The 20,054-nt window shown below is 46.3% G+C and carries 18 protein-coding genes; 14 read left to right on the top strand and 4 right to left on the bottom strand.

All coding sequences use genetic code 11. The features are described 5' to 3' along the window. Positions 1-5 precede the first annotated feature (5 nt). The 3 genes from truB (at position 6) to ACO0K1_RS00080 (ending at position 4,247) form a co-directional block, all read left to right on the top strand. Positions 6-935: a tRNA pseudouridine(55) synthase TruB gene (truB, locus tag ACO0K1_RS00090; RefSeq protein ID WP_423021793.1), complete on the top strand. Its 930-nt coding sequence runs from the start codon at positions 6-8 to the stop codon at positions 933-935. A 472-nt stretch (positions 936-1,407) separates the two neighbouring features. Beyond that, positions 1,408-3,243, top strand: a complete 1,836-nt coding sequence (gene typA / locus ACO0K1_RS00085; protein ID WP_423021792.1) for a translational GTPase TypA — start codon at positions 1,408-1,410, stop codon at positions 3,241-3,243. A 137-nt stretch (positions 3,244-3,380) separates the two neighbouring features. Then, positions 3,381-4,247, top strand: coding sequence for a DMT family transporter (locus ACO0K1_RS00080; protein ID WP_423021791.1), 867 nt, complete (start codon positions 3,381-3,383; stop codon positions 4,245-4,247). Between the two features lie 13 nt (positions 4,248-4,260). On the opposite strand, the gene ACO0K1_RS00075 is transcribed toward ACO0K1_RS00080, so the two are convergent. After that, entirely contained in the window at positions 4,261-5,502 is a 1,242-nt protein-coding gene (locus ACO0K1_RS00075; protein ID WP_423021790.1) for a GRAS family protein, read from the bottom strand. 346 nt (positions 5,503-5,848) lie between these two features. Here ACO0K1_RS00075 and yegQ point away from each other — a divergent pair, with 346 nt between their 5' ends. The 5 genes from yegQ (at position 5,849) to ACO0K1_RS00050 (ending at position 10,874) form a co-directional block, all read left to right on the top strand. Further along, positions 5,849-7,213 carry a tRNA 5-hydroxyuridine modification protein YegQ gene (gene yegQ / locus ACO0K1_RS00070; protein WP_423021789.1) on the top strand — a complete coding sequence of 455 codons (1,365 nt, stop codon included), beginning with the start codon at positions 5,849-5,851 and terminating at the stop codon, positions 7,211-7,213. Between the two features lie 163 nt (positions 7,214-7,376). Beyond that, a complete protein-coding gene (locus ACO0K1_RS00065) occupies positions 7,377-7,679 on the top strand; it encodes a DUF1294 domain-containing protein (protein WP_423021788.1) in 303 nt (100 codons plus the stop codon). Between the two features lie 264 nt (positions 7,680-7,943). Further along, positions 7,944-9,611 (top strand): DUF3472 domain-containing protein, encoded by a 1,668-nt coding sequence (locus ACO0K1_RS00060; RefSeq protein WP_423021787.1) that lies wholly within the window; start codon positions 7,944-7,946, stop codon positions 9,609-9,611. A gap of 395 nt (positions 9,612-10,006) precedes the next feature. Beyond that, positions 10,007-10,441, top strand: a complete 435-nt coding sequence (locus tag ACO0K1_RS00055) for an EamA family transporter (RefSeq protein ID WP_423021786.1) — start codon at positions 10,007-10,009, stop codon at positions 10,439-10,441. A gap of 103 nt (positions 10,442-10,544) precedes the next feature. Next, positions 10,545-10,874 carry a DMT family transporter gene (locus ACO0K1_RS00050; protein ID WP_423021785.1) on the top strand — a complete coding sequence of 110 codons (330 nt, stop codon included), beginning with the start codon at positions 10,545-10,547 and terminating at the stop codon, positions 10,872-10,874. Between the two features lie 77 nt (positions 10,875-10,951). Here ACO0K1_RS00050 and ACO0K1_RS00045 read toward each other — a convergent pair whose 3' ends face one another. Next, entirely contained in the window at positions 10,952-11,140 is a 189-nt protein-coding gene (locus tag ACO0K1_RS00045) for a hypothetical protein (RefSeq protein ID WP_423021784.1), read from the bottom strand. A 7-nt stretch (positions 11,141-11,147) separates the two neighbouring features. On the opposite strand from ACO0K1_RS00045, the gene ACO0K1_RS00040 reads away from it, so the two are divergent. The 3 genes from ACO0K1_RS00040 (at position 11,148) to dusA (ending at position 16,803) form a co-directional block, all read left to right on the top strand. Beyond that, positions 11,148-11,372, top strand: a complete 225-nt coding sequence (locus ACO0K1_RS00040) for a hypothetical protein (RefSeq protein WP_423021783.1) — start codon at positions 11,148-11,150, stop codon at positions 11,370-11,372. A 111-nt stretch (positions 11,373-11,483) separates the two neighbouring features. Continuing rightward, positions 11,484-15,566 carry a DEAD/DEAH box helicase gene (locus ACO0K1_RS00035; protein ID WP_423021782.1) on the top strand — a complete coding sequence of 1,361 codons (4,083 nt, stop codon included), beginning with the start codon at positions 11,484-11,486 and terminating at the stop codon, positions 15,564-15,566. Between the two features lie 199 nt (positions 15,567-15,765). After that, positions 15,766-16,803 carry a tRNA dihydrouridine(20/20a) synthase DusA gene (gene dusA / locus ACO0K1_RS00030; RefSeq protein ID WP_423021781.1) on the top strand — a complete coding sequence of 346 codons (1,038 nt, stop codon included), beginning with the start codon at positions 15,766-15,768 and terminating at the stop codon, positions 16,801-16,803. 317 nt (positions 16,804-17,120) lie between these two features. Here the strand turns inward: dusA and ACO0K1_RS00025 are convergent, their stop codons facing one another. Beyond that, complete coding sequence (locus ACO0K1_RS00025; RefSeq protein ID WP_423021780.1) at positions 17,121-17,501, bottom strand: 2OG-Fe(II) oxygenase; 381 nt, start codon at positions 17,499-17,501, stop codon at positions 17,121-17,123. Between the two features lie 15 nt (positions 17,502-17,516). Then, a complete protein-coding gene (locus tag ACO0K1_RS00020; protein WP_423021779.1) occupies positions 17,517-17,840 on the bottom strand; it encodes a metalloregulator ArsR/SmtB family transcription factor in 324 nt (107 codons plus the stop codon). An 82-nt stretch (positions 17,841-17,922) separates the two neighbouring features. On the opposite strand from ACO0K1_RS00020, the gene ACO0K1_RS00015 reads away from it, so the two are divergent. Genes ACO0K1_RS00015 through ACO0K1_RS00005 form a run of 3 tightly spaced genes read left to right on the top strand, consistent with a single transcriptional unit; the run spans position 17,923 to position 19,366 of the window. Further along, complete coding sequence (locus ACO0K1_RS00015; protein WP_423021778.1) at positions 17,923-18,333, top strand: DCC1-like thiol-disulfide oxidoreductase family protein; 411 nt, start codon at positions 17,923-17,925, stop codon at positions 18,331-18,333. A gap of 44 nt (positions 18,334-18,377) precedes the next feature. Beyond that, positions 18,378-18,983: a hypothetical protein gene (locus tag ACO0K1_RS00010; protein ID WP_423021777.1), complete on the top strand. Its 606-nt coding sequence runs from the start codon at positions 18,378-18,380 to the stop codon at positions 18,981-18,983. Further along, a complete protein-coding gene (locus ACO0K1_RS00005) occupies positions 18,899-19,366 on the top strand; it encodes a fatty acid desaturase (RefSeq protein WP_423021776.1) in 468 nt (155 codons plus the stop codon). Before ACO0K1_RS00010 ends, ACO0K1_RS00005 begins: the two co-directional genes overlap by 85 nt. The last annotated feature ends 688 nt before the right edge of the window (positions 19,367-20,054 follow it).

The raw sequence follows: 20,054 nt of genomic DNA, 5'->3' as shown, positions 1-20,054 counted from the left end.
TCTCTATGACTACCCAGATAAAAAAACGCCCCCGTGTGCCTGTGCACGGTGTTCTGCTATTGGATAAACCAGTTGGGTTTTCCAGTAATGATGCCTTGATTAAAGCTAAACGGTTTATGAATGCCCTCAAGGCGGGGCATACTGGCACGCTTGATCCTTTTGCGACTGGACTGCTGCCATTGTGCTTTGGTGAGGCAACGAAGTTTTCCCAGGATTTGCTGGAAGCGGATAAAACTTACACAACAGTGGTGCATCTGGGGATGACGACGACTACCGGTGATACCGAAGGTGAGGTTGTGGAGCAAAAGGCGGTGAATGTAAGCGTCGCGCAAATTGAGCAGGTATTGCTGCAATTTACGGGTCCGATTCAACAGGTGCCCCCCATGTATTCTGCACTTAAGCGGGATGGTAAACCGCTATACGAATACGCCCGTGCTGGCGTGACGCTGGAACGCGACGCGCGTGATGTCATCATTCATGAATTGGCGCTGCTCGCTTACGATGCACCTTTGCTGACGCTGAAAGTGAAATGCAGCAAAGGGACATATGTTCGTGTACTTGGTGAAGATATTGGTGCCGCACTGGGTTGTGGTGCACATTTGAAAGAATTGCGCCGGATTCAGGTGGGGCATTTGATTCTGGAGAAATCGATCACTTTGGAATCTCTGGAGACATTGCCTGAGCAGGAACGCCTGACCTTGTTGGATCCGGTAGACGCTTTGCTGTCGAGTTTTCCGGTCGTGCGCTTAAACGACGAGTTGGCAACGCGTTTTTTGCATGGACAACGCCTGGCGTTGGGTAAAGAAGTAGTCGTATTACCCGCAGGCTGGGGTCGCGTTCGCGTGTATCGTGATTCTGATGGGCAACTATTGGGCTCGGCACAATTGCAAGAATACCAAATACTTGCCCCGGAAAGATTAATAAATACGCAATAAATACGCAATAAATACGCAATAAATACGCAATAAATTTCTAATAAATAAAGAGTTTGCTTCGAAGTAACTTGGCTGGCGATCTGGCATCGCGTTGATGAGGAGTTGCGACGGGTGCTCTCTTGAAAATGTACAACGCCAGGCTAGTAATGCCTGGTAAAAATAAGCTGCCAGCACATTGAGATGCCCTTTTCGAAGGTATCCAATAATGGTGGCGAATGCAGTCAATCTGAATCATTAAAACTTTTTAGTCTGTCATCGCTTTGTAGTAACTCCTTGAAATAATAGCGGCGAAGTAAAGTCTTCTTAAAATGAATGCGGCATGTCGTGCTGGTCACGTTATCTGTGCTGCTTTGTTTTTTTGCAATGACTTTGTAAAAACCGCGATTTTCCCTGTTTTAAGGCGATTTTCTGCTTTTGCGTTGCAGCATGTTATAATCCTAGGTTATCCGATTTACCCCAAACGAACATTATCATGTCCACTACAAAACGCGCTATTCGCAACATCGCCATTATCGCTCACGTCGATCACGGCAAAACCACCCTGGTTGATCAATTATTGCGTCAATCCGGTACTTTCCGTGACAACCAACAGGTTGATTCCCGCGTGATGGATTCCAATGATATTGAAAAAGAGCGTGGTATCACGATTCTTTCCAAAAACTGTGCGGTTGAATACAAAGGCACACACATCAATATCGTTGATACCCCAGGCCATGCTGACTTCGGTGGTGAAGTAGAACGTGTATTGTCCATGGTTGACAGCGTTTTGCTGTTGGTGGATGCACAAGAAGGTCCAATGCCACAAACACGTTTTGTGACGCGTAAAGCATTGGCGCTCGGTTTGAAACCTATTGTTGTTGTCAATAAAATTGACCGCGAAAATGCTGATCCACAAAAAGCAGTTAACGCGACTTTTGAATTGTTCGACAAACTCGGTGCAACCGATGAACAATTAGATTTCCCTATCATTTACGCATCCGGTTTCAAAGGCTATGCAGGTCTGGAAGATACCGTGCGTGAAGGCACAATGGAACCGCTGTTTGACGCGATTCTGAAGCACGTTCCAGCGCGTGAAGATGACCCAGATGGTCCTTTGCAATTGCAAATCACCTCCCTCGAATATTCCTCTTACGTTGGTAAGATCGGCGTTGGCCGTATCCTGCGCGGTAAAGTAAAAGGTCTGCAAGACGTGGTATGGATGAATGGCCCGGACGACAAACCAACTCGTGCACGTATCAATCAAGTATTGACATTCAAAGGCTTGGATCGCGTACAGGTTGACGAAGCATTGGCGGGTGATATCGTTTTGATCAACGGTATTGAGGAAATCAGTATCGGTACGACGATCTGTGCGCCTGACGCGCCAGAAGGTTTACCAATGTTGAAAGTGGATGAGCCAACATTAACCATGAACTTCATGGTAAACAGCTCGCCATTGGCTGGTCGCGAAGGTAAATTCGTTACGACACGTCAAATCCGTGATCGCCTAGAACGCGAATTGAAATCCAACATGGCGTTACGTGTCGTTCAGGCGGAAGGCGATGATTCTACATACGAAGTTTCTGGTCGTGGTGAGTTGCATCTGACCATTCTGATCGAAAACATGCGCCGTGAAGGTTTTGAATTGGCGGTTTCCCGTCCGCGCGTTGTGTTTAAAATGGTTGACGGTGTACGTCATGAGCCATACGAAAACCTGACTGTTGACGTTGAAGAAAACAACCAAGGCGGCGTGATGGAAGAGTTGGGTCGTCGTCGTGGTGATCTGCAAAACATGGAACCGGATGGCAAAGGTCGTGTTCGTCTGGAATACCGCATTCCTGCACGTGGTCTGATCGGTTTCCAAGGTGAATTCATGACATTGACACGTGGTACTGGTTTGATGAGTCACGTGTTTGATGAATATGCGCCAGTTGACAACACACGTGGTGAATTGGCCGGTCGTCGCAATGGTGTATTGATTTCTCAAGATGATGGCGCAGCGGTTGCGTACGCCATCTGGAAATTGCAAGACCGCGGCCGTATGTTCGTGGTTCACAATGACCCAGTGTACGAAGGTATGATCATCGGCATCCATTCCCGTGATAACGATTTAGTAGTTAACCCAATTAAAGGTAAGCAATTAACAAACGTTCGTTCTTCTGGTACAGATGAAGCGGTACGTTTGGTACCACCAATTCAGATGTCTCTGGAATACGCTGTTGAATTCATTGAGGACGACGAATTGGTCGAAATCACACCGAAGAGTATTCGTCTGCGTAAGCGTTATTTGAAAGAACACGAGCGTAAGAAAGCATCGCGCGAAGCATAATAGCTCGCTTGATCATGCGCTGTTGCGCATGACGATCAACCCGTTTCGCTCTTACCTATGGTGAGGCCTGACGGGTTTTTTATTTGCTGTTCAAAATACCGCTTCAGGTTTGTCAAAAACCTTCGTTTGGAAATGTTATGCCAAAAAAAATCAGTCATCGCCACGCCGTTATTTTGATGATATGCGCCGCCAGTTTGTGGAGTATTGCTGGTGTGTTGACACGTCATCTGGAAGTTGCACGAGGCTTTGAAGTGACGTTCTGGCGTAGTCTATTTGCGGCGATTTTTGTGGCTGGTGCGATGTTGCATCAGTATGGGCGTGGGTTTATTCCGCGCCTGCGCTTATTGGGCAAGTTGGGGTTTATCTCTGGTTGTATGTGGGCGACCATGTATAGCTGTTTTATGATCGCCATCACGATGACGACGGTCGCTAACACGTCGATCATGGAGAGTCTCGCACCCTTGTTTACGGCATTTTTGGCGTGGTTGGTGTTGCGTGAAAAAATTCCGCTGCGTACATGGTGGGCGATTGTAGCTGCAGCAGCAGGTATGTCGTGGATGTTTGTCGGTAGCCTTTCAGAAATTGATCATCGTGGTTTATTGGGAATGTTTATCGCCTTGGGAGTGCCGATCGCTTCCTCGGTAAATATGATTACCTTAAAAAAAGGTGGACATGCGGTCGATTTGATTCCGGCAGTCTTTGTTGGTGGGGCGATTTCAGCTTTAGCTATGTTGCCGCTTGCTTACCCGTTTCAGGCATCGCTCCACGATATCCTTATTATGGCAATCCTGGGTTTTTTTCAGTTGGGATTTCCCTGCATGTTGATGGTGCGGGCCTCAGAAAGTCTGAATGCCCCGGAAATTGCATTGCTTTCTTTACTTGAGGTTTTATTAGCGCCCATCTGGGCGTGGCTTGGTGCTGGCGAGGTGCCAGCACAGGCGACGATAGTAGGTGGGGCGGTGGTGTTAATCTCATTGGTCTGCAACGAAGTATTTGCAGAGTAAAGAGTCAGTTTTTTTAAGAATTTGCGGGCCGCCAACAAGACGCTGCGAGTAAGGATGCGTTATTGAAGCTAAGACTGATACCTTGTCTGTTCGTGGAAATTTGAAATGGTTCTGCAGTAGGGACGATATTTTTGAGTGTGCGGCTCGTCCTTTCAAATATGCGTTCAGCCTGCGTAAATCCTGCGTCCTGCATGTGTTTTGCCCAAATCTCCTTACGTTCGTGCCGCTCTACGCGGTCACTGCCACTCGCAGTGAGGATGTTAATTATTTCTTTGCCAAAGAATTCATTTTCTAAAATTGTCCGTTCTCTTAAATGCCGAGGGAACAAATATTCGAACGCATTGAAGATATGAATATAGTGTTGCAGTGCTTCATGGCAGCGTTCATCGAATACCGCATGATTATGATTGGCGTCCGGCTCTACCATCAATACTAACTGCGGGTTGAGTGATTTGATTTGCTTCAGGAGCGCCAATCTTGAATGGGCCGCGTTTTGTATGGCGTCACCAGCGGGCGTGTAATGTAAGGCAAGTACAGCATTGACGACAAGAAATTCACTCCATTGCACGCCGATATCTGCAAATGACATTTCTTCAGCTTTGGCGGCGATTGCAGTAAATGAAAAATCAATCCCAACTAATCTCGCCTCCTTTGACAGTCTTTCCCTGACAGCCTCTAAGCCACGTTCTGTGCCTGGAATATCAATTCCTGTAATGTGAATTTTTTTTGGAAAAAAACTGGTTCCCTGGAGTATTGAGAACAACTCTGACCATTGATTTCCAGAGCCTATGCCAATATCGATGATATGCAGCCGATTTGTATTAGATGCTTTAGCGACGATGGCAAGATTGCAGGCATTGTAGGCAAACTTAATAAAGGGAGTTGATTTGGCGAGCAAGTCGTAGGCTTTGATCATGGCAATCGGACTACTTCTATCGCTATATAGATTCCCTAAAAATTCAGTTTGCGAGTAACAGCGTCGTTGAATGCCACTTACTAAAACACGAGTCAATCGATGGAGTGGTGCACCATTGGGTTCTGTGAGAGCAAGCACCTCGCAAGCTTTTTGATATGCATCGTCTGTTTGCCCGCAATCAAAAAGTTGTGCAGTCTTGATCGCTTTGGCAAGAATGATTTCATTGCGTAATTGTTCAGTGTGGCTGTCGGTAATATTTTTAGAGCTACGATTGGCTAAAAATGATAGTTGACGTTGGGCGTAAGTACTTTTTTGTGCAAGCATGGCTGTTTCTTTCATAATTATTCCTTTGACTGAGGTGACGCCTAATCCCATGCCTCGGTGAACAATCTTTCAAGTAACGCGCTTAATGTTGATGGTTGGGATTAAGTTAAAAAAGTATAAATGGAATAATTTTAATGCGTCAAAAAGTAACATAAAGTTTCTAAAAATATCGATTGGAAATAAATTTGACATTTTAGTAACTATTTTTAATGGTGAAAAATGCCAATAAAGCAAAAAAATAAACATATATGGAGAATTTTCCAATGATGTTTGCGCTGGATTAAGGTTTGTCGCAAAAAAATTGTGGAAATAATTCGTTGGATTTAAAATCGCGAACATTTTATTTTTCGATTGCTCCATCATGTTAAAAGCACCAGAACTCCTTCTGCCAGCTGGTTCGCTGGAAAAAATGCACGCTGCGTTCGACTTCGGTGCGGATGCTGTCTATGCGGGTCAGCCACGTTATAGCTTACGAGCTCGCAACAATGAATTTTCGACCTTAGATGTGTTGCAGCAAGGTATCGATGGTGCGCATGCTCGAGGTAAATTGTTCTTTGTAGCCAGTAATATTTTTCCGCATAACTCTAAACTCAAAACGTATTTGCGCGATATGGAACCTGTTATTGCCATGAAGCCCGACGCGCTGATTATGGCTGACCCGGGATTAATCATGATGGTGCGCGAAAAATGGCCAGAAGTACCTGTGCACTTGTCAGTTCAGGCAAATGCCGTGAATTGGGCTGACGTTAAATTTTGGAAGAAAATGGGATTGACCCGCGTCATCTTATCGCGTGAATTATCTCTCGATGAAATAGAAGAAATTCGTCAAGAATGTCCGGATATGGAACTAGAAGTTTTTGTCCATGGCGCGTTATGTATTGCGTATTCGGGGCGCTGTTTGTTGTCTGGCTATTTTAATCATCGTGATCCTAATCAAGGAACTTGTACCAACTCTTGCCGTTGGGATTACAAAGTAGAAAATGCGTCTGAAAATGAGACCGGCGATCTGGCGCGGATTCCGGTGGAGACGATACAGTTCAATTATCAAAAAGCCTTAGAAGACGCAAACCAGTCTTTTTCAGCAATGGGAGATATGCCGCGCCATCCATTGGCTGATCGCCCTTATCTGATCGAAGAATCGACCAAACCTGGTCAGTTGATGCCGATACTTGAAGATGAACATGGCACCTACATCATGAACTCCAAAGATCTGCGCGCTGTTGAGCATGTCGAGCGTCTGGCAAAAATTGGTGTTGATTCGTTGAAAGTAGAGGGGCGCACCAAGTCCTTGTACTACGTTGCCCGTACTGCGCAAGTGTATCGCCGGGCGATCGATGATGCGGCGGCTGGACGCCCATTTAATCCTCAATTGCTGGGTGAATTGAATGGCCTCGCAAACCGCGGTTACACCGATGGTTTTTATCAGCGTCATCACACTCAAGATCATCAAAATTATATGGAAGGCGTGTCGCAAGCACATCGCAGTCAATATGTGGGCCAGGTGTTGAATTTGGCCGATGGTTGGGCCGAAGTAGAAGTGAAAAATCGCTTTGCGGTGGGTGATCAGATCGAAATTATTTCCCCTGCCGGGAATGAAATCGTGACCTTATCCGACATGCGCAATGCTGATAATCAACCGATCAACATCATTGGGGGTGCCGGTCATAAAGTTCGGATTCCACTCAATGCAAAATATGAAAAAGCATTGCTGGCAAAAATGCTTTGATGTTTTAAAGTTCTGAATGAGTGCCTTACCTTGCTGATTTGCGTCTGTGGATTACTAGGTAAGGCCTTCACTTTCGAATATACTCCCCCATTATTTTAGAAAAAACACTCGGCATGCTTTTGGAAATATTGGTGTTGAAAATATACTTAGGGGTAGTATTTATTTGGACGATTTTTCTTTCATTGGCAAAATTCTTGCCGCCTACTATGTGCTCGTCAGCTTCTTGTGTTTTTTGTGTTACCGATCTGATAAATATGCTGCCAGAGCGCATCGTCGTCGTATTCCTGAATGGCATTTGCTCATTTGGAGTTTGCTAGGTGGCTGGCCAGGTGCGTTGATCGCACATCGATTCTTACGACATAAGTCGTCCAAGTCGATTTATCTACTTAAATTTTGGCTCATCGTGATCCTGCACTTGTCGCTTGTGGCGGGTTCTGTGTGGCTGTATTTTTTTGGTTTGACTTAGCTATTATTTGAAAAAGGGTTTGTACGATTGGTACGATTGGTACGATTGGTACGATTGGTACGAAGGGATGATCGACGCTACTTTATTTGCTTTAGCTTTTTGAAGATATCGAACGCGACAAGCACTTTCAGCTTTCTAAAAATGTACATGGTTCGCAGGCAAGATTGCCCGAACGGGCAATTGACGATAATGTTGCGACAAGTAAACTATTCGTAGCATCAATTGACTGCAACAGTTTAATTTCCCCTTAGGAATGAGTTCTACATGCATCTGAAAAAACTAACATTGATGGTTTTGCTAGCTGAAATGTTAACGGCTTGCGGTGGCGGTGGCGGGCAGGCGGGATCATCCGTGAGCCCCGTATCACCAGTGAGTGCCAGCTATAGTGTTAACCTGACATTAGCGTCAAATAGTCCATCCGTTTCTGGTACGGACGCCGCCACGCTTACGCTGACCAATAGTGGGACGATTAACGCCAATGCAGCGCTAACGGTCTCGATGCCAGGCGGTTTTAGTGCGTTTGGTTTTAACTCGGTTTGCGGTGGAACGATGACTTCCAGTAGCGCCACTCAATTGAGTTTAACAAGCGCCACTGTACCTGCCGGTGGAAGTTGCACATTCACTTTTACTTTAAACGTACCGGCGCCGGCCTATTTGCCGGCGAGCAATCAACGCACCTTTGCCATTAGTTCGATTAGTGTCGCCGGTGCGTCGGCTATGAGTTCGGCGACGGCGCCAACGGTGTCATTCTTAGGATCAACCCCAGGTTTGTATAGCGATACTTGGTTTCCATCGTCGGTCACAAGCGTTTCTGTTTTGGACATGTATATCACGCCACAAACAGATCCCGGACCTCACTCCAATGTGTTTTGGAGTAATCAGATGGGTGGCTTAGGTGGCTATACTGGCCTGCAATCCACTGTGTTGGTTGGTTCTGAGGGCGCGGGAAGGCAATTTTTATTTTCAATATGGGGCGCCACCAATGCGCAAGCTGGGACGCCACCCAGCGCCGGTATTGGCGCTGGCAGCTATTGCACAGTGAGTGGCACTGCTACTGATGGCACCGCAGGTGCACAATGCCGTTATCGCTACAATTGGCAAGCAGGCCATACCTATCGTTTCCGCGTGACGCCAAATAAAAATTTAGGAACAGGGTGGTTCACAAGTAATGTGACTGATGTCACGCCAGGGTCGACCGGCGATAGTTTTGATATTGGCAGTATTTTTGTCGGTGCAACCAAGGTCATGGTGCCGACCACGTATATCTCACAATGGGTGGAGTATTTTGATTGGAATAGTGAACGCACTAGTTGCTCTTCGGTTCCTTATACTAATGCCCAATTTAGTGTGCAAGCCCTTGATTCGTCAGGTGCGCCAGTCTCAGTGCCTGCACCATCTGCTTATGCCAACACCTCGTGTCCGGCAAGTTTTGCAAATGTTAAGGTAACAAACAGTGTGACGTCAGAAATTGGTGCACCTTTGCAAACAGCACAAGGCTTGTTCAAGGCGAATGGCAGTTGCCTGACCGCAAAAGCGGGTTTGACTGATGGTAATCCTGTCGGTTCGAACAACGTTATTCTTGGTGTATGCCCAAGTGCCAGCGCGGTGCAAACACAAGGTGGCGCGAGTTTTTCTAGTTTTCTGTGGGTGTGGGCTGCCGATGCGACCATAGAAACGGAGAATTCTTACTGCCTGACTTCTGTATCGGCGTCAGGGGCAGCAAGCAGTGGCATGACGTTACAAACCTGTGTTCCGGGAGCGCTTAATCAACAATGGCTAAATGTGCCGGGACCCACCGGCTCGGCGGGAAACTATATCCAGGCTAAAGCATCTGGCATGTGTCTGGCGCCATCGGGTAATGCATTGGTACTTGCAAGTTGTGCCGCTTCTAATGCTGTATGGACGCCACCCGGTAAGAGTTTCAGTTTTTAAACTCAGTATGAAGTTTGGTAATGAAGTTTGGTCATTGAGCTGGGTAATTAAGCGCGGTAATTGAACTGGGTAATTGAACTGGGTAATTGAACTGGGTAATAAAATTCATGCAGGTTTGAACTACATCCTGCAAGCAAGATGAATCGCGCGCCATCATTGCTGGCGCACATCGCTTTGTAGCGCAGGTGTGGCAGTCTGGCAGGTGTGGCAGGTACTTCAGTGTGGTGATCGTTATTGCTACATTGCAGCACCTGTTTTTGTATTGTCTGAATACACTAATTTATATTTCTTGCCCGTTCTCGTTCTCGTTCTCGTTCTCGTTCATAATTTCCGGATAGGGCGATTTCTTCCTATTTCTTTATGCTTGCTCGTTTGTAATTATTGGAGGAGGGGTCATGTTCTTTTCGAATCAATGGATGGTATGGGCGCTGTTGTCGGCTTTTTTTGCGGCGATGACTGCTATTTTTGCAAAAATCGGCATCCGGAATGTTGATTCTGATATGGCAACTTTGTTGAGGACCGCCATCATCATGCTGGTATTAATCGCTTTTGTCTGGCGTGCTGGTAAATGGCAAAATCCGCTTGAGCTATCGGCAAAGACTTGGATTTTTTTAACTTTATCCGGGCTCGCCACTGGTGCTTCATGGGTTTGCTATTTTCGGGCCTTACAAGCAGGACCAGCATCGCAAGTAGCGCCAATTGATAAATTAAGTCTGGTTCTGGTAGGGATTTTTGCGGTCGTGTTTCTCGATGAAAGACCTGGTTTGCGTGAATGGGCAGGGATTGCTATGGTTGCAGGTGGTGTATTGCTGTTGGCGTTCAAACGCTAGTTTATTTCTCTCATGTGCCGATGACGTGTTTCTGGGATAATGGGCGATTGTTCGTTATTTCGTTTCAGGTCGAATCCGGCATGATGGCGTCTCAGGAAAAAATATGAATTGGCTTTATCTAGGTCTGGCAATTATCTGTGAAGTGATTGCGACCTCCGCCCTAAAAGCGTCAGTCGGCTTTACTAAACTCTTACCAACGGTCATTTTAGCTATCGGTTATAGTGCGGCATTTTATTTTCTGTCACTTACCTTACGAAGTATCCCGGTCGGCGTGGCATATGCGGTCTGGTCAGGGGTCGGTGTGGTACTCATTTCCGTGGTCGCATGGCTTTTGTATGGGCAAGAGTTGGATTTGCCCGCCATGATTGGGATGGGGCTGATTGTTGCAGGTGTGATTGTGTTGAATTTGTTTTCTAAAACGGTGAGTCACTAAGAAACGAAGGGCCTTGATTGTGAAATTCGTCGACCATAAATTGATATGCTGTGTCAGATTGCCTGGATCAACTGACACTATTGTGTGTAATAACCAGCAATAACCTGCAATAACCCGCAATAACCCGCAATAACCCGCAATAACCCGTAATAATCCGTGACGAAAAGTGACGTAGCAATGACGATGATAGAAAAACTGAAATTATTCCCCTTGGCACGTGTGGTTGGGTGCACTTTGTTTTCATGGTCTGCATATACGAGCTTCATGCGAGGAATGTCTGGTAATCTCCTGAGTGAGACTTTGATCGGTATGGCATTCGCTTTTTGGTGTGTCGAGTCATTTTTGAAGCCTTTGGTATTTGCGAAACCAACACCCGAATTTCTTGAGCTGAAAGCCAAAGCAACAATTGGTACGATGGCTTTGCATCGTTTTTTAGCAGTCAGTGGTTTGGTGTGCCTCGCAGGTGGCTATGTGGCACGTTATTTGATTGAGAATTAAGTCCAATATTTTTCTGCTTGTCATTAATCTGCTGCGATAACTCCGCTGTACTTGCAAACATGAAACCGCAGAGTTCGAATTTTTGTCTGATCAGTTTCTTTAGAATGTCCTATGCCTTTGCTCAGTGATTTGTCTTCTTATCATTTCCCGCTGTTATATGCAGCCGCTTTGTATCAAGCGCCATTCAGCCATACCAAACTGCTGGAATTGATGCAGTTGAGCGGGCAAACAGATATGAAGGGTAACCCCTACGAAGCAAAAGTGCTCAAAGAGGTGACGCAAGAATTAACGCATCGCATGGTTTTGCGGCAAGAGATTGGCTTGGGTTTTGTGTTGCGCGAAGATTTACGTATGCCAGTACTTTTGCATTTACAGCAAAGCGGTACATTAAAAAATTGGATAAGCCACATTCGCGATTTGTTGAAGCGGCACGGTGAATATCATCACTGGAAATCCTACGATGCCAATTTTTATCGCCGCGAGTTGTTGTTCTCAGTATTACTCGGGCGAACTGACGAGGCATTGCTTTGGCGTGAAAAATTTTATAGCGTTGCCAGCGATCATATGCCAGCGCCGGGTTTTGAGTTTTTTGTCGATCAGGAGGGATTGGAGGTTTTTGCAGCACTAAGACCTATCGATCAGGGAATGCTGTTGACTGATGTTTTCACCAAAGCAAACTGGAATTTGAGTGACTGCAGATTGGCCTATGATTTTGCGTGCGAGCAAGCCGAGCATCAAGCCAATAGCTGGCCGCAATTAATGGGTTTATTGTCGTGGCAGGCATTGTTGCGCGGCGATTTTGAGCGTCTGGAAAAGTTTAAACTGCGCTTGCCGCCGCAAACACAAGCTGAATTTTTGATTACGTCAGCAGTCCTGCAACACAACATGAATGCCGCCGTTGGCGTGATACAGACTTACGTTGAAATTCAGAAATCGGTGTCTGGAAAACGTAAAATATTTATCCCTGAATTACTCGGTTTGTTCAGCAGCGTTGCATTGTTGGCGAAAAATGATGCGCCAAGTTTGAAGTTGGCAAAAGTACAGGTGGACGATGGCGTAAAGCAAAAACATGCCTACAGCTATTATGTTTTACAACCTTTAGTGAATCATTTGGCCTTGGGCGTTGTGCTGCCTGTGTCACATTTCGGGTCGCGCATTCCACATGATATTGATGCCTTATTTGAGGCTCTGGCAGGGCATTGGCAAGATGCACCACCGCACCCTAAACTACTGCCAAAATTATTGGATATGCGCACCACCATGCTGGGCTTCGGCTACCAATGGGTCGCTGCAGAATTGGATGTCCTTTTAGCGCGCCAGTTTAAAGAATCGCCCATCATGTCGGGTTGGCATGAACAAAAAAATATCCGTCCATTGATCGATGTACTGCATCGTGAAGAAGCCTGGCAGCGCGCATTAACAGCGCTGACTCAACTCAAACCTACGTCTGAAGTGAAATCGGCTAAAGCCGGCGATGACACACGCCTCGCATGGTTGCTGGAGTACCATTTTCAAGAATTAAAAGCCGATCCACGTGAGCAAAAACGTAGCGCTAAAGGCGTTTGGAGTAAAGGTCGTCCGGTCGCGTTGCGCCGGCTGGCGAATGAGCAGGAAAGCATGCCATTCCTAACGGAGCAAGACGTGGCGATTGCCAATTGCATACGCAAGTCATCCGATAATTATTATGGCGGCGGTGAATTTGAACTTAATATTGATAAAGCGCTGCCACTGTTGGTCGGGCACCCGGCGGTATATTGGGATGATGCGCCAGATGTGAGAATTGATGTGGTCAAAGCTGAAATTGCATTGCAACTCAAAGAAAGCGGCGATCAGATAACTTTACAACTAGATCCTTTTTTCAGCCCGGATGCCAGTATCGCCTGGAAGAAAGAAACACCAACAAAATTGGCGGTTTATGCATCTAGTCCAGAAATTAAACAAATTACGGGCATTCTTGGACGCGGCCTTACCGTTCCCAGCAGCGCCAAAGCGCAGTTAGTGGATGTGATTGCGGCGATTGCACCGCATCTGGCGATTCATTCTGATTTGCCTGAACTGGCGGCACATCTGAAAAGTGTTGATGCTGATCAGACTTTGTATGCCCATTTGTTACCGCTACAAGAAGGCTTGCGCTTGCAATTGTTGGTGCGGCCCTTAGCAGATGGTGGTTGGTTCTCGCCAGGGAAAGGTGCTGCAAACGTGCTTGGTGAGCAAAACGGCGAACCAGTACAAGCCAGTCGAAATCTCAAATCAGAAGCGCACAATCTGCAAAACGTGTTACGTGCCTGCACCTTATTGGCGAATGCAGAAGACAATGGCCAGGAATGGCAATTGCAACACCCAGAACAGTGTTTAGAATTGTTAGGTGAACTCAAGGCCATACCAGAAACCGCCTTGCAATTGATTTGGCCTGAGGGTGAACGTTTCCGTATCAAAGGTAGTCGTTCATTGCAAAACTTAAGGCTAACCATAAAAAAACAAGGTGAATGGTTTGTCGCCGGTGGTGAAATTTCATTAGATGATGGCCGTGTCCTGGCGTTACGTGAACTCTTACAAATGGCCGAATCAACACGTGGTCGCTTCCTCAAATTGGGCGACAACGATTACCTGGCGTTGACAGAGAGTTTCCGCCAACGTCTGGATGAATTACGTGCGCTTGGTGAACTGACAGGCAAAGATGGCGTACGCGTGAATGCGCTCGCTGCGCCCGCTTTGGCTGCATTAGCTGAAGAAGTCGGGGAATTAAAAACGGATGCCGCGTGGCGCGAGCAAGTCAATAAACTCGATGCATTAGTCGATTTTTTACCGCGAGTGCCGTCGACCTTGCAGGCCGAGTTACGTGATTATCAGTTGGCTGGCTATCAGTGGCTCGCGCGTCTCGCCCAATGGGGCGTCGGTGCGTGTCTCGCGGATGATATGGGTTTGGGTAAAACTGTGCAGACCTTGGCCTTGTTGCTTGACCGGGCACCAAACGGGCCCGCACTGGTGGTAGCGCCGATTTCCGTTGCCATGAATTGGCAGGCAGAAGTGCAACGTTTCGCCCCGACCTTAAAAGTTCGTGCCTACAATAGCCATCGCTCTCTCGCAGATTTGGGTGCGTTTGATATTGTCATCGCAAGTTACGGCATGTTGCAATCCGATGCAGAAGCCTTCGCCGCGCAGCATTGGCATAGCGTGGTACTTGATGAAGCACAAGTAATCAAAAACTCGGCGACCAAGCGCAGTCAGGCGGCGATGGCGTTGAATGCTGATTTTAAAATGATTGCGAGTGGTACGCCTGTCGAAAATCATCTCGGCGAATTATGGAATTTATTTCGCTTTATCAATCCTGGTTTGCTAGGTTCCAAAGACCGTTTTTCTGAGCGTTTTAGTACACCGATTGAACGTGGTGACAAAGATGCTCGTCAACATCTGAAAAAGCTGATACAGCCATTTATACTGCGGCGGACAAAGGCGCAGGTGTTGACCGAGTTGCCATCGCGTACAGAAATCACATTGCAAGTGGAACTTAGTGATGATGAACGCCATTTGTATGAAGCGTTGCGTCAAGAAGCGCTCGATAAAATTGCAGCACTCAGCGCAGAAGAAGGTCAGTCCCTCAAAGTATTGGCTGAAATTACCAAATTGCGCCGCTTCTGTTGTCATCCGCAATTGGTCTTAAAAAACTCGACGATCAGTGGCAGTAAGTTAGCCATGGTAGAAGATACCATCGAAGAACTTTTAGACAATCGCCATAAGGCCTTGGTTTTCAGTCAGTTTGTCGATCATCTGGCGATCGTTCGCCATAGTCTTGAACAACGTGGTATTAGCTATCAATATCTGGATGGTAGTACGCCAGCGACGGAGCGTAAGCGTCGTGTGGACGCATTTCAGGCAGGCGAGGGTGACGTATTTCTGATTAGCCTCAAAGCGGGTGGCACAGGTTTGAATCTGACCGCCGCTGATTATGTCATTCACCTAGATCCATGGTGGAACCCCGCTGTAGAAGATCAAGCCTCTGATCGGGCGCATCGCATGGGGCAACAAAGACCTGTCACGATTTATCGATTGGTGACACAAAATACGATTGAAGAAAAAATCATCGCTTTACACGCTGAAAAACGTGATTTGGCAGATAGCTTATTAGATGGCGGCGACGCCTCCGCGCGTCTCGATACATCGGCATTGTTGCGCTTGTTAAAAGAAAGTGTTTAATCGATGAGTGGCGAATGTAACCGCGCTGCAAGGACTTCCGAGCATAGTTAACAGATGTTCTTGTCACGCAAAAATATTGCAAAAATATTGCAAAAATATTGCAAAAATACTCTCATAATAGTGAGCGCCACACCATATTTCTGAGCTTTTATGCACACAAGGTACAATAGAGGATTATTGAATTATCGTTGTTTCTATTGTGACTACTACTGCATTACCCCCGCGCCGCGTGTCGGTTGCCCCGATGTTGGACTGGAGTGACCGCCATTGCCGTCAATTTCATCGCCATATTACCCGTCATGCCTGGTTGTACACCGAGATGGTGACGACTGGTTCGTTGCTGCACGGAGATGTGCAGCGTCATCTCGAATTTAATCCAGATGAACATCCCGTTGCTTTGCAATTAGGTGGTAGTGAACCCGCTGATCTGGCGCAGTGTGCTAAGTTGGGCGAGCAATGGGGTTATGATGAAATTAACCTTAATTGTGGTTGTCCGTCTGAACGCGTACAAAAAGGCGCATTTGGGGCGTGTCTGATGGCAGAGCCGCAATTGGTAGCCGATTGTGTCAAAGCGATGAAAGACGCCGTCAGCATTGATGTCACGGTCAAACATCGGATTGGGATTAATGATGTTGATTCCTACGAATTTATGCGTGACTTTGTGGGGCAGGTTGCGCAAGCGGGTAGTAAGACATTTATTGTCCATGCACGCAATGCCATTCTCAAAGGCTTAAGTCCAAGAGAAAATCGGGAAATACCGCCGCTTAAATACGACTATGCATATCGCCTTAAAAAAGAATTTCCAGATCTGGAAATTATTCTTAACGGTGGAATTAAAACAGCTGATGAAATGGCGCTGCATTTGCAACATGTTGATGGTGTGATGATCGGGCGTGAGGCCTATCACAATCCGTATTTTATGGCGACGTTTGATGCGCGTTTTTATGACGACCATTCACCCGTCAAAACACGGGAAGAAATTTTGCATGCGATGATTCCGTATATCCACCGTCAGTTGGAGCTCTATGGCAATGGCGGTAAAGGTTTGCGCGTCAATAGTGTGATCCGGCATATGCTGGGTTTGATGATGGGGATGGTAGGCGCACGCGCGTTCCGGCAAACGCTCTCCGATAGTAAAAAATTGGCACTTGGAAAGCCTGAGATTCTGATCGATGCCTTTGAGCGTATGCAAACGATTACTGCCTACGATAGAAATGCGGAAGAATTGTCAGCCTGATGAACAAGTAGGGAAGGCGCAATCTGCGTTGTGCTTGTATTTGGATAAAGTTATGTCCTCGCCACGCTGCGTAATTTGCATGATGGCGATGTTCCAGCTGGGGTAAAAGATATTGCAACATACCCCAGAAAAATCCGATGCCAGATTGAACTCGAACGTTTAACTGAAGCACCGCTTACACAAAATTTCATACAGGCTCCGCATAAATACCTGCTGGTATTTCAAAGAGATTTGAATGGAGCCCTTACGACATCACCTTCGTCGGCGTTGGTACCACTTGCGTCGATTCTCAGAACAGCTTTGCACATCACAGATCCTCAATTATTTCCTCGCACCCATTCAATACTTAATACGTAACGCGAGCCTTTATCGACTCGGGTAACACTGTGTTCGCTGACATCCGGACGAAAATATTTGATTCGCTCCGATGCGTAGATAGGATTGGCGCAAACAAATTCCCCGCCTGATCTGGCGCGTTTGATTACAATATTCAATCGATAATGCGCCCCCAGTTTAACTGTATCGACATGCGGTGCAATTTCAGCGCCTTCTGGAAATTTCAAAATATAGCAATCAAACGGCAGTGGCCACATACTTTGCAAAAGTAGCATCTTGTCGTAGCCCGACAATTGCCGGCCTCGTTGCCAGCGAAACGCGGTCTTGAAATAGTTTTTTATTAGAGATTTGGCGTTACTCATCGATTCAATCTGCCGTCACGTCTTCGCTGCATTTTTCTTGGCCTTTGCCGCGCTCTCTTTAACGAGCGGCCCACCAACCGGGCAGATTGTTGCCAGACACGTATGCAACGTACCAATCAAATTATCATCCGCCAGACTGTAGTGAACGAATTGACCTTTCTTCTCACTTTTAATCAGATCTGCATTTTCCAAAATTTTAAGATGCTTAGAAAGCGACGGTTTACTCATCTCAAATCGCTCCGCAATTTCGCCTGCAGTCATCGAAGACTCCGATAGATAAGCCAAGATCTTGCGCCGTGGCGTGGATGCGAGTGCATCAAATATTTTATCGATCTTCATCTTTATTTAGCTAATTAGTTAATTAGCGTGTAAAATATCACAAATGCGCAAATTAATCCATCAGAAAAATACGGGAAATATGATGAAAAACACGAACTCAATTACCGAAGATGTCTGGTTGGTATATGACGGCGAATGTCCAGTTTGTAATATCTACTGTAAATACATTCGCATACGTGATGCGGTAGGGGCGTTGCGTCTGGTCGATGCACGCCACCCCAGCAATTTGCTGGATGAGATTACCAAAGCTGGATTGGACATAGACAAGGGCATGGTCTTGAAGTTTAAAGGGGCGATTTATTACGGGTCTGATGCGATTCATATGCTGACACTGCTCAGTTCACCTTCCGGAGTTTTCAATCGCATTAATTTTTCCGTTTTTAGTACTAGCTTTGGCGCCAGGATTTTCTATCCAATCTGTAAAGTGTTTCGTAATGTACTGCTCAAGCTGCTCGGGATTAAATATATCGGGAATTTGAAGCAGGTCAGATAAATCACATTAACGAATAGTATCTATTGGAATGAGATGAGATTGATATGAAAGCTACTCCGGCAAGTTTAAGTCATCACAGAGCAAGTTCGAATTCATTGAGCTCCACAACTATCGGTAATGTTCGTTACTCAGTTGTTAAATCTGCCTGGTTTTCATGCATGGCAGGGGCAGCGATCGTTGGCGGATACTTTACGTTTTCCTGGGCGGCTGTTTGGCTGTTTGTGATCAGCACGGGCATTGTTTTGTTGCTTGGGCACTCATTGGGCAGTCATAGAAAACTGATCCACAACAGCTATCAATGCCCAAGGTGGCTCGAATTTCTGTTTGTTTATCTGGGCGTGTTGGTCGGATTGGCCGGTCCACTGGGATTGTTACGCCAACATGAGTTGCGTGACTATGCTCAACGTCTGCGACCTGCCACGACTATCTTCGACATGGCAGCACGTTTTGGCTCGACGGTTGGTGGCAAATTCATTGCGAACTTGAGCTCGCCAATCCGCCAGAAATACAGATCGAATCGGCGATATCGAATAAACGTTTTTACCAGTTTTTGGAATACACTTGGATGGCGCAGCAATTACCAATTGCAATCTTGTTTTATTGCTGGGGCGGATGGGGTTTTGTCTTCTGGGGCGTATGCGCACGTGTGACTACAGGAATATTTGGCCATTGGTTGATTGGCTATTTCGCCCATAACTATGGCGGTATGCAATATGAAGTACGAGACGCCGCAGTCCAAGGTCGCAATATTTATTTCACGTCGTTGCTGACCATGGGGGAGTGCTGGCATAACAATCATCACGCCTATCCCGGGTCAGCAAGGTTGGGAATTTATCCCGGGGAATGGGATCCTGGATGGTGGGTATTGTCCGCGCTGAGATGTATTGGTTTGGTATGGAATATCAGGTTACCGGCAGATATTCCAATCCGACCTGAACTGGTTGAGTTGCGGCTTGGGCTTGATAACAAAAACCTGGTTCTCAAGCACGCGGACAAATGTTGCTTACGCGCTGCGCTTTGCCCAAAGCATTAATCAGATCATCGTACGCATTACGATCATCCAAGTTATGAATGACGCCAAAGTTATCCGGCCTCAACGGTATTTCAACAAGCCCAGGATTGCTGTCTGCGATCTTGTACTGGATGGAGTCATTTCGAAATATGCTTGGGGACATCAATTCAAAGGATCAATGCGCCATTCGAATCGATTGGCATCAATTATGTATCGCACTGTGTTCGTGGCGATATTCACCATAAATGTCAGGGATTACTGTAATTAATCAAAGCACCCATGATTGGATTGATTGTGCGTTACCAAGGTTTTTTGGACGCCAAGAAAGCTGACTGAAGTTGTCCTAATAGGTTTGCTGCCGTGTCGGTCACTTATCCTCCACGACATTTTATTGCGTGACGTAAGTAAGGCTAATGGGGTACTGAACGGCATCGAAATACATTCAGAAAATTCCGGTAGGTACATGAAGCTTTATAAAATTCGTATGAAATTTTTATGAAATTTTTACGAAATTTTTATACGAGAAAGAATATATTGCTCTCCAAACCGCTATAGAAACTGCTCTGGTGATTGTATTTACACTCGCGAGTTCAACTATGAAGTGCAACTGAAGATAAATGGTTAAAGGTGGGAAGATGCAGTAGCATCCGGCCTTCCAGACCTCCAAGTCAAAGTTGCCCGAAATGACATACACACATCTTACCCAAGA

Source organism: Undibacterium sp. SXout20W (assembly GCF_049340285.1).
In the GTDB taxonomy this organism is placed as follows: domain Bacteria; phylum Pseudomonadota; class Gammaproteobacteria; order Burkholderiales; family Burkholderiaceae_D; genus Undibacterium.
This window is presented reverse-complemented; position numbering and strand designations above follow the sequence as displayed.

Excerpts from the sequence above, each read along its gene's own strand:
- truB (WP_423021793.1), top strand. The coding sequence starts at position 6 with ATGACTACCCAGATAAAAAAACGCCCCCGTGTGCCTGTGCACGGTGTT.
- typA (WP_423021792.1), top strand. The coding sequence starts at position 1,408 with ATGTCCACTACAAAACGCGCTATTCGCAACATCGCCATTATCGCTCAC.
- ACO0K1_RS00080 (WP_423021791.1), top strand. The coding sequence starts at position 3,381 with ATGCCAAAAAAAATCAGTCATCGCCACGCCGTTATTTTGATGATATGC.
- ACO0K1_RS00075 (WP_423021790.1), bottom strand. The coding sequence starts at position 5,502 with ATGAAAGAAACAGCCATGCTTGCACAAAAAAGTACTTACGCCCAACGT.
- yegQ (WP_423021789.1), top strand. The coding sequence starts at position 5,849 with ATGTTAAAAGCACCAGAACTCCTTCTGCCAGCTGGTTCGCTGGAAAAA.
- ACO0K1_RS00060 (WP_423021787.1), top strand. The coding sequence starts at position 7,944 with ATGCATCTGAAAAAACTAACATTGATGGTTTTGCTAGCTGAAATGTTA.
- ACO0K1_RS00055 (WP_423021786.1), top strand. The coding sequence starts at position 10,007 with ATGTTCTTTTCGAATCAATGGATGGTATGGGCGCTGTTGTCGGCTTTT.
- ACO0K1_RS00050 (WP_423021785.1), top strand. The coding sequence starts at position 10,545 with ATGAATTGGCTTTATCTAGGTCTGGCAATTATCTGTGAAGTGATTGCG.
- ACO0K1_RS00045 (WP_423021784.1), bottom strand. The coding sequence starts at position 11,140 with ATGAAGCTCGTATATGCAGACCATGAAAACAAAGTGCACCCAACCACA.
- ACO0K1_RS00040 (WP_423021783.1), top strand. The coding sequence starts at position 11,148 with ATGTCTGGTAATCTCCTGAGTGAGACTTTGATCGGTATGGCATTCGCT.
- ACO0K1_RS00035 (WP_423021782.1), top strand. The coding sequence starts at position 11,484 with ATGCCTTTGCTCAGTGATTTGTCTTCTTATCATTTCCCGCTGTTATAT.
- ACO0K1_RS00025 (WP_423021780.1), bottom strand. The coding sequence starts at position 17,501 with ATGAGTAACGCCAAATCTCTAATAAAAAACTATTTCAAGACCGCGTTT.
- ACO0K1_RS00020 (WP_423021779.1), bottom strand. The coding sequence starts at position 17,840 with ATGAAGATCGATAAAATATTTGATGCACTCGCATCCACGCCACGGCGC.
- ACO0K1_RS00015 (WP_423021778.1), top strand. The coding sequence starts at position 17,923 with ATGAAAAACACGAACTCAATTACCGAAGATGTCTGGTTGGTATATGAC.
- ACO0K1_RS00010 (WP_423021777.1), top strand. The coding sequence starts at position 18,378 with ATGAAAGCTACTCCGGCAAGTTTAAGTCATCACAGAGCAAGTTCGAAT.
- ACO0K1_RS00005 (WP_423021776.1), top strand. The coding sequence starts at position 18,899 with ATGGCGCAGCAATTACCAATTGCAATCTTGTTTTATTGCTGGGGCGGA.